The 12,689-nt window shown below is 66.5% G+C and carries 12 protein-coding genes and 1 tRNA gene; 6 read left to right on the forward strand and 7 right to left on the reverse strand.

Translation table 11 applies throughout. From position 1 onward, the window contains the following. Positions 1–3: 3 nt before the first annotated feature. Positions 4–192: a hypothetical protein gene (locus WFK61_RS04185; protein ID WP_336810276.1), complete on the reverse strand. Its 189-nt coding sequence runs from the start codon at positions 190–192 to the stop codon at positions 4–6. Between the two features lie 190 nt (positions 193–382). Between WFK61_RS04185 and WFK61_RS04190 the strand changes: the two genes are divergently transcribed. Beyond that, complete coding sequence (locus tag WFK61_RS04190; protein ID WP_336810277.1) at positions 383–1,375, forward strand: LLM class flavin-dependent oxidoreductase; 993 nt, start codon at positions 383–385, stop codon at positions 1,373–1,375. Positions 1,376–1,511: 136 nt separating this feature from the next. Continuing rightward, positions 1,512–1,967, forward strand: coding sequence for a Fur family transcriptional regulator (locus tag WFK61_RS04195; protein WP_336810278.1), 456 nt, complete (start codon positions 1,512–1,514; stop codon positions 1,965–1,967). A 9-nt stretch (positions 1,968–1,976) separates the two neighbouring features. Here WFK61_RS04195 and WFK61_RS04200 read toward each other — a convergent pair whose 3' ends face one another. Both WFK61_RS04200 and WFK61_RS04205 read right to left on the reverse strand, forming a co-directional pair. Beyond that, positions 1,977–2,249: a GNAT family N-acetyltransferase gene (locus WFK61_RS04200; protein WP_336810279.1), complete on the reverse strand. Its 273-nt coding sequence runs from the start codon at positions 2,247–2,249 to the stop codon at positions 1,977–1,979. Between the two features lie 31 nt (positions 2,250–2,280). After that, positions 2,281–3,900, reverse strand: a complete 1,620-nt coding sequence (locus tag WFK61_RS04205; RefSeq protein ID WP_336810280.1) for an OpgD/OpgG family glucan biosynthesis protein — start codon at positions 3,898–3,900, stop codon at positions 2,281–2,283. A 776-nt stretch (positions 3,901–4,676) separates the two neighbouring features. Here WFK61_RS04205 and WFK61_RS04210 point away from each other — a divergent pair. The 3 genes from WFK61_RS04210 (at position 4,677) to WFK61_RS04220 (ending at position 8,272) form a co-directional block, all read left to right on the forward strand. Further along, positions 4,677–5,822 (forward strand): type III PLP-dependent enzyme, encoded by a 1,146-nt coding sequence (locus WFK61_RS04210; RefSeq protein ID WP_336810281.1) that lies wholly within the window; start codon positions 4,677–4,679, stop codon positions 5,820–5,822. Positions 5,823–6,151: 329 nt separating this feature from the next. Next, positions 6,152–6,688 carry a GNAT family N-acetyltransferase gene (locus tag WFK61_RS04215; RefSeq protein ID WP_336810282.1) on the forward strand — a complete coding sequence of 179 codons (537 nt, stop codon included), beginning with the start codon at positions 6,152–6,154 and terminating at the stop codon, positions 6,686–6,688. A gap of 150 nt (positions 6,689–6,838) precedes the next feature. Next, positions 6,839–8,272: a homospermidine synthase gene (locus tag WFK61_RS04220; protein WP_336810283.1), complete on the forward strand. Its 1,434-nt coding sequence runs from the start codon at positions 6,839–6,841 to the stop codon at positions 8,270–8,272. A 193-nt stretch (positions 8,273–8,465) separates the two neighbouring features. On the opposite strand, the gene WFK61_RS04225 is transcribed toward WFK61_RS04220, so the two are convergent. The 4 genes from WFK61_RS04225 to WFK61_RS04240 all read right to left on the reverse strand — a co-directional run bounded on the left by WFK61_RS04225 (position 8,466) and on the right by WFK61_RS04240 (position 12,057). Beyond that, positions 8,466–9,860, reverse strand: coding sequence for an MFS transporter (locus tag WFK61_RS04225; protein ID WP_336810284.1), 1,395 nt, complete (start codon positions 9,858–9,860; stop codon positions 8,466–8,468). Next, entirely contained in the window at positions 9,857–10,528 is a 672-nt protein-coding gene (locus WFK61_RS04230) for an LON peptidase substrate-binding domain-containing protein (RefSeq protein WP_336810285.1), read from the reverse strand. The genes WFK61_RS04225 and WFK61_RS04230 overlap by 4 nt, the downstream gene beginning before the upstream one ends. A 23-nt stretch (positions 10,529–10,551) precedes the next feature. After that, entirely contained in the window at positions 10,552–11,451 is a 900-nt protein-coding gene (trxA, locus tag WFK61_RS04235; protein WP_336810286.1) for a thioredoxin, read from the reverse strand. Between the two features lie 81 nt (positions 11,452–11,532). Next, positions 11,533–12,057 (reverse strand): prolyl-tRNA synthetase associated domain-containing protein, encoded by a 525-nt coding sequence (locus WFK61_RS04240; protein ID WP_336810287.1) that lies wholly within the window; start codon positions 12,055–12,057, stop codon positions 11,533–11,535. 237 nt (positions 12,058–12,294) lie between these two features. On the opposite strand from WFK61_RS04240, the gene WFK61_RS04245 reads away from it, so the two are divergent. After that, positions 12,295–12,369 (forward strand) — tRNA-Gly (locus WFK61_RS04245). The last annotated feature ends 320 nt before the right edge of the window (positions 12,370–12,689 follow it).

The following is a 12,689-nucleotide window of genomic DNA, read 5'->3' on the forward strand; positions in this document are numbered from 1 at the left end:
TCCTCAGGCCGGTTTCTTGGCCTTGGCGCCGGGCTTGATCGGCGTCTGCGTTGCGACCGGGTCGCTCGCGGGGAAAGTGTCCTTCAGGGCCCGGTTGAGCTCGGCATCCTTGCCGTGCTCGCGCGCGGCCTTGCGTTGCTCCTTCTGTTCCTGACGCAGGCTTTCCTTGGCGGGATTGGCGGTGGCGGTCATGGTCGCTCCCTTCGGTGTGGCTGTCTCGGACAGGGAACGCGGCTGGACCGAGCCCGTTCCGTCAGAACGCCAGCGCAGGCGCGCCATGACGAAGCGGGCCTGCCTCTGGACCGGACGATGCAGCCTTCCCATCTGGTGAAGCTACGTCGTCCCGCCGGAGACCTTCCGGCGCCAGCCAGCAGGGGCCGTCATGGTCGCGATCTCCGTCCTCGATCTCGTTCCCGTCGTCGAAGGGGAGGGGCCGCGCGAGGCGCTGCTGAAATCCACCGACCTGATCCGCCATGCCGAGCGGCTCGGCTATACCCGCTACTGGGTGGCTGAGCACCACAACATGGTTGGCATCGCCAGCGCAGCCACCTCGGTGGTGATCGGGCAGCTCGCTGCGGCGACCAGCACGATCCGGGTGGGCGCCGGCGGCATCATGCTGCCGAACCATGCGCCGCTCGTCATCGCCGAGCAGTTCGGCACGCTGGAAGCGCTGTTTCCGGGGCGTATCGATCTCGGTCTCGGCCGTGCGCCGGGGACCGACCAGCTCACGCTCCGGGCGCTGCGCCGCAGCCCGATGTCATCGGACAGCTTCCCGCAGGATGTGCTCGAATTGCAGGCGCTGTTCGCGCCGGCCGGGCCGAACCAGGCGATCCGCGCCGTGCCGGGCGAGGGGCTGAACGTGCCCCTGTGGATTCTCGGGTCGAGCCTGTTCGGGGCGCAGCTCGCGGCCGAGCTCGGCCTGCCCTACAGCTTCGCCTCGCATTTCGCGCCGGATGCATTGATGCAGGCGCTCGCCGTCTATCGCGAGCGCTTCAAGCCGTCAGAGCAACTGGCGACGCCGCATGCGATGCCGGGCATCAATGTCGTCGCGGCCGATACGGACGAGGAGGCACGCTATCTCGCGACCTCGCTGCAGCAGCGCTTCGTCGGCATGGTCCGGGGCGCGCGCGGCAAGCTCCAGCCGCCGATCGACGATATCGAACAGTACTGGTCACCGGCCGAGAAGGCGCATGTCTCGGGCATGCTGCGCTACGCCTTCATCGGCTCGCCGGAGACGCTGAAGCGCACGCTCGGCGCCTTCGTGCGCGAGACCGGAGCGGACGAGATCATGATCACCGCGCCGATCTTCGACCATGACAAGCGCAAGCGCTCGTTCGAACTCGTGGCCGGGATCGCGAGCGAGCTCGGGCGATAAGGTTTTCGCTCCGACGAAGCTGGCTGCCGCCGTGGTGATTGATGCTATTGCGTGTCATCTGCATTTATATTGCAAATGATAATGATTTTCTGTTAGGCCTTTTTGCAATTGGCAGCCGGCATTGCTATGGCAAGGCATGACCGAGACCGACCGGCGCATTGCCGTTTTCGAGAGCCAGCTGAAGGGGGCCGGGCTGCGCATGACGCAGCAGCGGCGGTTGATCCTGCGCGTGCTGGCCGAAGCCGACGATCACCCCGACGCGAAGGGGATTTTCACCCGCGCCTTCGCCCATGATCCGACGCTGTCGCTCTCGACCGTCTACCGGACGATGAAGGTGCTGGAATCGCAGGGCGCGATCGAGCGCCACGCCTTCGAGGACGGCATCTCGCGCTACGAGCATGCCGATCAGGAGCATCACGACCACCTGATCGACGTGGATTCGGGCGAGGTGATCGAGTTCTCCTCGGATGCGATCGAGGAGTTGCAGCGGCGGATCGCGGCGGAGTTGGGCTATGAGCTCGTCCGTCACCGCCTCGAACTCTACGGCCGCAAGAAGCAGCCGGCGCGCCGGGGCGGCCGCAAGGCGCCCTAAGTGGCTCGCTCAGCCGTCGACGACGTCGTTGTAGTCCGGATGCTTCGCGATCCAGCCTTTGAGGAACTCGCAGCGGACCACGGCCTTGCGCCCGCTTGCGCGCAGCAATTCGAAGACGCCCTTCGCCAGTTTTGAGCCGACGCCCTGCCCAGCGAACTGGGAGGGCACTTCGGTATGGACCAGCACCAGCCGCTCGCCGTCGTGGCGATAGGCGACGAGCGCGGTGCCGCCGTCGAGTGTGAGTTCGAAGCGGTTCTGCCCGGGGTTCTCGACGACGTCCATGATGCGGGCTCCTTAGGTTAGCCGCGTTCAGTTACCCTTGCGCCTCCGCGCGCCAGGGATAGCTCCAGGTCTCGGTCAGCGTCTTGCCGCCGCTGCGCAGGAAGGCGCGCATCTCGGCGAGCTGGCCGGGTTCGACCACGACGTCGATGAAGGCGCGGAAGCCTTCGGTCTTGCGGTTCGGCACGATGAAGGCGCGGTCGATCCGGCCATAGGCGATCGAGGGCACGATCTCGACCTTCTCCGGCTGCTTCAGATAGTAGTCGAGATCGCCGCCGGCGAAATCGATGATGAAGCGGCGCGAGCCCTCGGTGACGGGCTCGCCCGAGCCCAGCGCCTTCGGCTTGGCCTGGTAGGTGTTGACCACGCGCCCGCCCGGGTGAAGGTCGCCGGAATCGAGCATCGAGATCAGCTTGTAGCCGAAGGAGAATTCCTTGCCCGGCTCCAGCGGCGTCTTCGGTGCCCAGAGCGCGACGATGTTGTCGTTGGTCTCGTCGGTCGTCGGCATCTCGATCAATTCGACGACGCCCTCGCCCCAGTCGCCCTGCGGCTCGATCCAGTAGGAGGGCCGCAGCTCGTAGTTCAGGTCGAGGTCCTGATAGTGCTCGAAGGTGCGGTCGCGCTGCATCAGGCCGAAGCCGCGGATGCTGCGCTCGACGAAGGAGGAGACGGCCTGCTGCTTGGGATTGCGCAGCGGGCGCCAGATCCATTCGCCGCTGCCGGAATGGATCATCAGCCCGTCCGAATCGTGCAACTCGCTGCGGAAATCATCGAAGAAGCGGCGGTCGTTCTCGCCGGTGAAGAACATCGAGGTCAGCGGCGCGAGGCCGAGCTTCTCGATGGTCGTGCGCGGATAGAGCGTCGCCGCGACCTCCACCACCGTGTCGAGGTCGGGATAGATGGTGAAGCGGTAGGCGCCGGTCACGGCCGGCGAATCGAGCAGGGTATGGATGACGACGCGCTCGGCATTGGCTGCCGGCTGTTCGATCCAGAACTCGCGGAAGACGGGGAATTCCTCGGCGGTCGTGCCGGCGCCGATGGACAGGCCGCGGGCCGAGAGGCCGTAGCGCTGGCCGCGGCCGAGCACGCGGAAATAGCTCGCGCCGATGAAGGAGATCAGCTCGTCGTAAACGCGGGGGTCGTTGAGCGGGTAGTGCAGGCGGAAGCCGGCGAAGCCGAGATTGACCGGCAGCGGCTTGTCGAACTTCACCTTGCCGTAGTCGAACAGGTTCGCGGCATAGGGCACCGGCATGGGCACGCCGTCGCGCACCACGTTCACCGTGACCGGGCGGGTGAAGAGGAAGCCCGGATGGAACATCTGCATGCGGAAGGGCGAACCGTTCTGCTGCAGCAGGGCTCGGTCTGGGCGGAAGCGGATGTCGCGCCAGGAATCGTAGTCGAGCTTGGCCAAAGCCTCCGGCAGCGGCGCGATCGGCTCATAGGGAACGGCTGCGATCTCGCGGGCGCGGCGCTGCACGTCCTCGAAGCCGAAACGGGGCTGCGGCGCGGCGTTCTGGGGCGGTGGCGTCTGCGGCTGGCCCTGCGGCTGAGGCTGCGGGCGCGGCTGCTGCGCGAGCAGGACGGAAGGCGCCGCCGAGAGGCAGAGCGCGGCTGAAAGTCCGCCCAGGACGCGGCGGCGGTCTGTCGTGGTCATGCGTGTTCCGTCTTCCCCGTTGCCCGGGCTCTTCAAGATAGGCGGCGATAACAATTCGACAGATCATCGTTATCGCGTCCTCCCGGACGCGCGATGATCGAGCGAGAGTTAAGGCCATCGAATGGGGCCGGTCTAGGGCATCCGGCATTGACGGCAGATGAACATGTCGCAACCTTCCGCCGCTCCCGCGTGATGCGTGGCTAAGTCGTAGCCGGCAAAGCGCTTTCCGCGATCAGCCCGTTCCCGAACGGACGCGGATCGGCCCTGCAAAAAAATGCGGCTTCGGGTGCATAAAACACTTGTGGTCGGGGGCGAGCGTCCGTATATCGCGTTCACCCAATTCGCACGTGCCTGTGGCCGCGTGCTGGTCGGTGGGCATCCGGACAAGAGGCCGGACAGCCGCCAGGGGTTGGAGGACGGATGGAGGGGATGGACATCCCTCAAATCACGCCTCCCGGTTTCCGCAAGGACGCCGTTCCCCGACACAGACCGGCAGCCGGAGGCAAAACCGGCGAACCCCGAATCTCCACGGGGGACGCAGCTTAAAGCAACGACGGAGCGGGCTTTTTTGGTCTCGCCGGCTTTCCACAGGCCGGCACCGAAGAGGCTTGTCCTTCATTGCCGGCCGTGCGGGGTCTTCCCCAATCGAACGGTGTTTCGGGTCCGGACGGCTCGTCCGTTGTAGCAGGCGTCTCCACAGCGCCGCGCGGCAGCGACGATTCACTCCGGCGATACATCGCATCGACGCCGCTTGCGTCGTAGGGGAGTCGCGTCTCATGACCGACCGCATCCGTGAGTTTCTTCGTACCCGCCGCGAGGACGGGCCCTGCGTCGTCATCGACACCGAAGTCGTGCGCGCCAACTATCATGCCTTCGCCCGTGCGTTGCCCGACACTCGCGTCTTCTACGCGGTGAAGGCTAACCCGGCGGCGGAAGTGCTCGCCCTGCTCGCCAAGCTCGGTTCCTGCTTCGATTGCGCCTCGGTCGTCGAGATCGAGCTCGCGCTCGCGGCCGGCGCCACGGCTGATCGCATCTCCTTCGGCAACACCATCAAGAAGGAGCGCGACGTCGTCCGCGCCATGGAGCTCGGCGTGCGCCTATTCGCCGTCGACTGCACGGCCGAGGTCGAGAAGGTCGCCCGTTCCGCCGAGAAGACCGGCACGATCGATGCGCGCATCTTCTGCCGCATCCTATGCGACGGTGCCGGCGCCGACTGGCCGCTCTCGCGCAAGTTCGGCTGCGTGCCCGAAATGGCCGCGGACGTGCTCGAGCACGGCCATCGCACGGGCCTGCTGGCCTATGGCATCTCGTTCCATGTCGGCTCGCAGCAGGCGAACGTGAACGCCTGGGATTCGGCCCTGGCCTCGGCCTCGGCGATCTTCAAGGAATGCGCCACCCGCGGCATCTCGCTGTCGATGGTCAACCTCGGCGGCGGTTTCCCGGCGCGCTACCTGAAGCCGATTCCGGGCGTGCCGTCCTATGGCGACGCGATCTTCCGGGCGCTGTCGAAGCATTTCGGCAACCAGCTGCCCGAGACGATCATCGAGCCAGGCCGCGGCATGGTCGGCGAAGCCGGCCTGATCGAGGCCGAGGTCGTGCTGATCTCGAAGAAGGCCGAAACGGACGAGGTCCGCTGGGTCTATCTCGATATCGGCAAGTTCAACGGTCTCGCCGAGACCATGGACGAGGCGATCCGCTACCCCATCCGCACCGTGCGCGATGGCGATGCGACGGTTCCCTGCGTGCTCGCCGGCCCGACCTGCGACTCGGTCGACGTCATGTACGAGAAGACCCCGTACATGCTGCCCTTCTCGCTGGAGATCGGCGACAAGGTGCTGATCGAGGGCACGGGCGCCTATACGACGACCTATTCGGCCGTCGCCTTCAATGGCTTCCCGCCGCTGAAGCAGTACGTCATCTGACGTCGGAGGGAGCGCGAGTTCCCTCCTGATCCCATCGGGTCCGGCGAAGCGCCCTGCCGTATGGCAGGCTGTCTGACGCAAGTCGGGCGGAGCGTTCGTATCTCCAGAACGGAGATGCGGGCGTGGCTCCCGCCGGACCCCCTTCCACACAATCCATCCGCTAGATCATCCCGCGTCCTAACGGGCGCGGTAAAGATGATCTAACCTATTGGTATCGCCTCGGATTATTCCGAAAAGTGGGTTCCACTTTTCGGTCCGATGCGGTGGCCGCGTCCGCGCGGCGCCGGGAAGGTCTGCGTGAGTGCAGGCGCTCCGGCAGGAGGTGCGTCATGATCACGATCCGCGACGAGATCGCCAACGACATTCCCGCCCGCGAGGCGCTGCTCGACCGTTGCCTGGGCGAGCGCCGCACCGCCAAGTCGAGCGAGCGCCTGCGCGAAGGTCGGCTGCCGGCCGAGGGTCTGGCGCTCACCGCCGAGCGCGATGGCGAAGTGCTCGCGACCGTGCGCCTCTGGCATGTGGAAGCCAATGGCGTGCCGGCGCTGCTGCTCGGCCCGCTCGCGGTGAAGCCGGAGCTGCAGGGCGAGGGGCTCGGCAAGGCGATGATGCGCGAGGCGCTCTGGCGCGCCGCCTGCCGTGGCCATGGCGCCGTCATCCTTGTCGGCGATGCGCCCTATTACGCCCGGTTCGGCTTCGATCCGTCGCTGACCCGCGATCTCGCGATGCCCGGCCCGGTCGAGCGCGAGCGCTTCCTCGCGATCGAACTGCGCGACGGCGCGCTCGATGGTGCGCGCGGCGTGCTGGTCGCCAGCGGCGCTGCCATTCCCGCAGCCTTCGCAGCAGACGAGGTGGCGCAGGCCGCCTGACGCATCCGACCCATCGTCATCGCGCCGTCATCGCCCGGCGCTTTCCATGCGCTCACCCGCGTGGAAGGCGTCCTCGCGATTGACGGCGCCATTTTGCGCTCATACGACCCTTTCGACCTTTTTACCCCTAGAACCCAGGAGTTACAGAGAATGACGAATTGGCCCGTCTACGGCGAGATCACCGGCCCGATCGTGATGATCGGCTTCGGCTCGATCGGCCGCGGTACGCTGCCGCTGCTCGAACGGCACTTCAAGTTCGACAAGAGCCGCTTCGTCGTCATTGCTCCCGATGATTCCAACCGTCACCTGCTCGACGAGCGCGGCATCCGCTTCATCCAGGAAGCCGTCACCATCGAGAACTACAAGACGATGCTGGAGCCGCTGCTGACCGCCGGCGGCGGGCAGGGCTTCTGCGTCAACCTCTCCTGCGATACCGGCTCGCGCGATATCATGGAGCTCTGCTCCAGCCTCGGCGCGCTCTATATCGACACGGTCAACGAGCCTTGGCTCGGTTTCTATTTCGACGAGAGCAAGGGGCCGGGCGAGCGCTCGAACTATGCGCTGCGCGAGATGACGCTGGCCGCCAAGCGCGCCCGCAAGCCGGGCTCGACGACGGCCGTCTCCTGCTGCGGCGCCAATCCCGGCATGGCTTCCTGGCTTGCCAAGAAGGCCCTGTTGAACGTCGCCGCCGACATGCGCCTCAACGTGCCGCAACCGAAGACCCGCGAGGAATGGGCCGGTCTGATGAAGCAGGTCGGCGTCAAGGGCATCCATATCGCCGAGCGCGACACGCAGCGTTCGAAGAACCCCAAGCCGCCGGGCGTCTTCGTCAACACCTGGTCGGTCGAGGGCTTCATCTCCGAGGGCGTGCAGCCGGCTGAGCTGGGCTGGGGCACCCATGAGAAGTGGATGCCGGAGAACGCTCGCACCCACGAGACCGGCTCGCAGGCGGCGATCTACCTGATGCAGGCCGGTGCCGAGACCAAGGTGCGCAGCTGGTGCCCGACGCCTGGCCCGCAATACGGCTTCCTGGTGACGCATAACGAGTCGATCTCGCTCGCGGATTATTTCACCGTGCGCGACGAGAGTGGCAAGGCGATCTACCGGCCGACCTGCCATTACGCCTATCACCCGGCGAATGATGCGGTGCTCTCGCTGCACGAGATGTTCGGCAGCGGCCGCCCGCAGGAGGAGCACCACATCCTCGAGGAGAACGAGGTCGTCGACGGCATCGACGAACTCGGCGTGCTGCTCTACGGCCATGACAAGGGCGCCTACTGGTTCGGCTCGCAGCTCTCGACCGAGGAGGCGCGCAAGCTCGCGCCCTACCAGACCGCGACCGGCCTGCAGGTCACTTCGGCCGTGCTCGCCGGCATGGTCTGGGCGCTGGAGAATCCGAAAGCCGGCATCGTCGAGGTCGAGGAAATGGATCTGGACCGCTGCCTCGCGATCCAGATGCCCTATCTCGGCCCGGTGAAGGGCTACTACACCGACTGGACTCCGCTCGATGGCCGCCCGGGCCTGTTCCCGGAGGATATCGACACCAGCGACCCCTGGCAGTTCCGGAACATTCTGGTTCGGTAAAAGCCGCCATTGAAGGGTGTCATCCCGCACGCGCTGCGGCACGTCAGTGCTGCTGCGCAGATGCGGGATCGTTCTCAGGAAAGGGCGCTCTCTGATGCAGGGGGCGCCCTTTTGCTTGCAGGGCTCCTTCTCGTCGCGCGGTCCCGCATCTGCGCAGCAGCACTGCGTGCCGCAGCGCGTGCGGGATGACACTCTACGATCGACGAACCTTCACGCCCGCCAGCAGCGCGGCGCCGGCAAGAAAGAACACGATCAGTACAGCCAAGCCCGCCCGCTGGCTGGCGAAGATCGTCGTCGCCAGCGCGACTAGCGTCGGCCCCAGGAAGGACGTGACCTTCCCCGACAGCGCGAAGAGCCCGAAGAACTCGCCGATGCGTCCCTCCGGCGCCAGTCGCGCCATCAGGCTGCGCGAGGCCGCCTGCATCGGGCCGGCGACGAGGCCGATCAGCAGGCCGAGGCCCAGATAGACCCGCTCCGGCAGCGAGGCGAAGAGCCCGTCTCCGGCCACGGGCGGAGCTGCCGTGACCACGAACAGGATACGGTTGGCGTCCAGCGAGAGGATGCCGATACAGGCGAAGAGCAGGCAGGCGATGGAGCCCAGCACCACAGGCTTGCCGCCGATCCGGTCGTCGAGCTTGCCGCCGAGCCAGGCCCCCAGCGTGCCGGTGACGGTGAGCAGGATGCCGAAGATGCCGAGTTCGATCGTCTGCCAGCCGAACACGCCGGCCGCATAAATGCCGCCGAAGGCGAAGAGCGCGACCAGCGCATCCTGATAGATCATGTTGGCGAGCAAGAAGCGGCCGAGCGCGGGCAGCTTCGGCAGTTCGGCCAGCGTGTCCTTCAGACGCCCGACGCCACCTCTCGCCGCCTCGGCAAGGCTCAGGCCGGTCCGGCCGGAATCCGGAGTGAGCAGGAACATCGGCGTGACAAAGACGATGAACCAGAGCGCCGTCAGCGGGCCGGAAAAGCGGTCGCCCTCGCGCGCGGCGGCATCGAGCCCGAGGATCGGCGCGATGCCGATCAGCGTCTTGCCGGTCTGCGGATCGGCCGCGAGCAAACCGAGCGTGATCGCGAGGGAGAGCAGCCCGCCGAGATAGCCGATCGCCCAGCCGGTGCCGGAGAGCCAGCCGAGCCGCTCCGGCGGCACCAGCCGTGTCATCATCGCATTGTTGAAGGTGGTGGCGAACTCGGCTCCGACAGTCGCGATGACGAAGCCGGCGAGCGCGATTGGGACTGCCGACGAAGAACCCGGTACGGCGAACCAGAGCATGGCGGAGCCGATGACGAGGAGCGCGCCGAAGGCGGCGATCCAGGGCTTGCGCGGCCCGGTCCGGTCGGCAATGCCGCCAAGCAGCGGGGAGAGCAGCGCGATGCAGAGGCCGGCGAAACCTGTGGCATAGCCCCAGAGCGCCTGGCCGTCGGCGGCGTCCTTCGCCAGCGCGGAAGCAAAGAAGGGCGCGAAGACGAAGGTGGTGATCAGCGTGAAGAAGGGCTGGGCCGACCAGTCGAAGAACAGCCAGGCGGTGACCGCGCGGCGCGGCGGCCAGACGGTGGGTGGCGCTTCGGCAGGCGGCGGCGCTGGCGTCACTGCAGGGTCGTCTCCGGGTCGCCGCCGCCGCGGGCCAGCTCGATCTCGGTGATCGCGACCAGGACCTCGGCGCGATCCTTCAGCGTCGGTGCTTCCAGCAGCGCCTGTTTCTCGCGCGGCCCGAACGGGCACATCATCGAGAGCGCATTGACGAGCGCCTCGTTCGGGGCTTCGTTGACGCCCTTCCAGTCGATCTTGAGGTCGTTGGCCTTGGCGAAGTCCCTGAGCGCCTTGAGCAGGCCCTTGCGGTCGACCTCCTCCTCGCCGGTGCGGGCGATGAAATCGGCGGCGAAGTTGTCATAGCTGACGCGGCCCTGGCGATAGGCCGTCGTCACCGACAACTCGTCCAGCAGCCGGAAGCGGCTGATCCCGGTCAGGGTGATGATGTAGCGGCCGTCGCCGGTCTCGGAGAACTGGGTGATGCGGCCGAGGCAGCCGACCTTGAGCAGCGGCGGGATCTCGGGCTGGCGGCCGGTTTCCGGCTCGGGCTGGATGATGCCGATGACGCGCTCGCCTTTGAGAGCGTCATCGATCATGGCGAGATAGCGCGGCTCGAAGATGTTGAGCGGCATCTGGCCGCGCGGCAGGAGCAGGGCGCCGCCCAAGGGAAAGAGCGGGATCGCCGCCGGGCAATCCTTGGCCCCCTCGTAGACGGCGTTCATGCCCATGCGCGCCTCGTCCTTGTCGCCGGTCAGGAGAACAGCAGGGTCGAAAGCTTGCGACGCCCGGCGACGCTCGCCTCGTCCATCGGGCCCCAGGCCTCGAAGAACTGCAGGAGCTGCTTGCGCGCGCCGTCGTCGTTCCACGTCCTATCGGCCTTGATGATGGCGACGAGATGATCGACCGCTTCCTCGCGCCTGTCGCGGGCGTTGAGCGCCAGCGCCAGATCGAAGCGGGCCTGATGGTCCTTCGGATCGGCTGCGACCTTGGCTTCCAGCTCGGCGGTGTCGCCGAGCGAGGCAGCCTGTTCGGCAAGCTCGATCGCGGCGCGGATGGCCGTGATCGCCGGGTCGTTGGCCTTGTCCTGCGGGGCCATGCCGAGAATGCCCTTGGCGCCCTCGATATCGCCAGTGTCGAGATGCAGCCGCGCCAAGCCCGCGATGGCGGCGAGATTGTCGGGCTCGATCTCGAGCACGCCGGCATAGAGCTCGCTCGCACCTGCCGGGTCGCCGGCCGCGATGGCGGCCGCGGCAGCCTCGATCAGCTCGGCGGTCTCGCCCGGGCCCATCGGGCCGACCAGGCGCTCGATGAAGGCCTTGATCTGGCCCTCGGGCTGCGCGCCCATGAAGCCGTCGATCGGCTGACCCTGCTTGAAGGCGATGACGGCGGGGATCGACTGGATGCCGAGCTGGCCGGGGATCTGCGGATGCTCGTCGATGTTCATCTTGACGAGCTTGACCTTGCCGCCGGCGGCCTTGACCACCTTCTCGATGACGGGGGTGAGTTGCTTGCAGGGGCCGCACCAGGGCGCCCAGAAATCGATCAGCACAGGCTGCTTCATCGATTCGGCGATGACGTCCTCGCGGAAGCCCTGGGTCGTGGTGTCCTTGATCAGGCCGGATTGTTCGGTCGCGTCGCCATTGACCAGCATGGGTCGTCCTTCGTGATCAGTCCTGGAGGCGAAGGCGTGCCCTTACGGCCGCCTGCGCAGTTGCGCCATAGATGGGGTGCTTCAGCCGTTCTGTCCATCGGGCGGGACGGGCAAATCGACGATCAGCGGCTCGTGCCCCGTGCTCCGGAAGAAGGCGAGCAGATCGTCGCGGCTGACCCGCAAGGTCGCGGTGTTGATCAGGGGGTGGAAATTGACGTCCTCGCCGGTCGCGAGCGTCGAATCCAGCACCATGGTGACGTCGCCGGCGCGGTCGTTGATCACGGCGAAGGCGGTGACCGAGCCCGGCGTGACGCCGAGCTTCTCCAGCAGCAATTCGGCCGAGCCAAAGGAGAGCCGGCCGCTGGCGCCGATGCGCTCGTGCAGGCGCTTCAGGTCGATTCGCGCGTGCGCCTCGGCCGAGACCAGGAAGATCCGTCCCTTCTTGTCCTTGAGGAACAGGTTCTTGGTGTGGTGGCCGACCATCTCGTCGCGATGCGGCGCCGTCTCGGCAACGGTGAACACGGCCGGGTGGTCGGTGCGGTGAAAGGCGATGCCCTTCTCGGAGAGATAGGCGCAGAGCTGGTCGGGCGTGACGGGCGCGGTCATGGCGAGGCGATCGGCAGGGGACGGGGCGGGATTCGGGAGAACACTGAAAATCTCTGCCGGAACGGCAGAACGGGCCGGAAAATGCCTAGCCCCGTGCGACGCCGGCAGCAAGAGAGAGCCGGCGAATCCGGGCTTTTGTGGAAGGCGGCAAAAAACTTTCACTGGGGTGCTTGCGCTTCGCGGTGCTTTGGGGCAATAACCCGACCGCGCCGCCAACACGGCGCGACTGTCTCGGATGCGGGTGTAGCTCAGGGGTAGAGCACAACCTTGCCAAGGTTGGGGTCGAGGGTTCGAATCCCTTCGCCCGCTCCAGACAATCTCAGGACTTGAGAAGCATGCAAGCGTCGGATCTTCCGGCGCTTTTTGCTTTTTGGGCTCGGGGGAGCCGGCGCTCTTTGCGAGACGCTACGAAAGCCTCTGGTTATTTGAGGGTTTCGCGTTTGCTCCGGTCGTGGGGCATCCCGTTCGTATCGAAGCAACTCTTCCTGCCCCATCACCGGAAATGCGAATGCAGGCGATCGCGGGCTCGCAGCGGCGGTCGTATTCGGCCAATCCGCATGGTCGAGCCAGAGCGCTGGACCGGCCTGCTCCCTTTGCAGAGCCCTTACGTCCTCAAGTCGCGGACGCGTTCC

The organism is Allobosea sp. MMO-172, assembly GCF_037147855.1.
Taxonomy (GTDB): Bacteria; Pseudomonadota; Alphaproteobacteria; order Rhizobiales; family Beijerinckiaceae; genus Allobosea.

Bases quoted from the DNA above. Each gene is read 5' to 3' on its own strand.
- WFK61_RS04220 (WP_336810283.1), top strand. From the start codon at position 6,839: ATGACGAATTGGCCCGTCTACGGCGAGATCACCGGCCCGATCGTGATG.
- WFK61_RS04190 (WP_336810277.1), top strand. From the start codon at position 383: ATGGTCGCGATCTCCGTCCTCGATCTCGTTCCCGTCGTCGAAGGGGAG.
- WFK61_RS04205 (WP_336810280.1), bottom strand. From the start codon at position 3,900: ATGACCACGACAGACCGCCGCCGCGTCCTGGGCGGACTTTCAGCCGCG.
- WFK61_RS04200 (WP_336810279.1), bottom strand. From the start codon at position 2,249: ATGGACGTCGTCGAGAACCCCGGGCAGAACCGCTTCGAACTCACACTC.
- WFK61_RS04215 (WP_336810282.1), top strand. From the start codon at position 6,152: ATGATCACGATCCGCGACGAGATCGCCAACGACATTCCCGCCCGCGAG.
- WFK61_RS04195 (WP_336810278.1), top strand. From the start codon at position 1,512: ATGACCGAGACCGACCGGCGCATTGCCGTTTTCGAGAGCCAGCTGAAG.
- WFK61_RS04230 (WP_336810285.1), bottom strand. From the start codon at position 10,528: ATGGGCATGAACGCCGTCTACGAGGGGGCCAAGGATTGCCCGGCGGCG.
- WFK61_RS04240 (WP_336810287.1), bottom strand. From the start codon at position 12,057: ATGACCGCGCCCGTCACGCCCGACCAGCTCTGCGCCTATCTCTCCGAG.
- WFK61_RS04210 (WP_336810281.1), top strand. From the start codon at position 4,677: ATGACCGACCGCATCCGTGAGTTTCTTCGTACCCGCCGCGAGGACGGG.
- trxA (WP_336810286.1), bottom strand. From the start codon at position 11,451: ATGCTGGTCAATGGCGACGCGACCGAACAATCCGGCCTGATCAAGGAC.
- WFK61_RS04185 (WP_336810276.1), bottom strand. From the start codon at position 192: ATGACCGCCACCGCCAATCCCGCCAAGGAAAGCCTGCGTCAGGAACAG.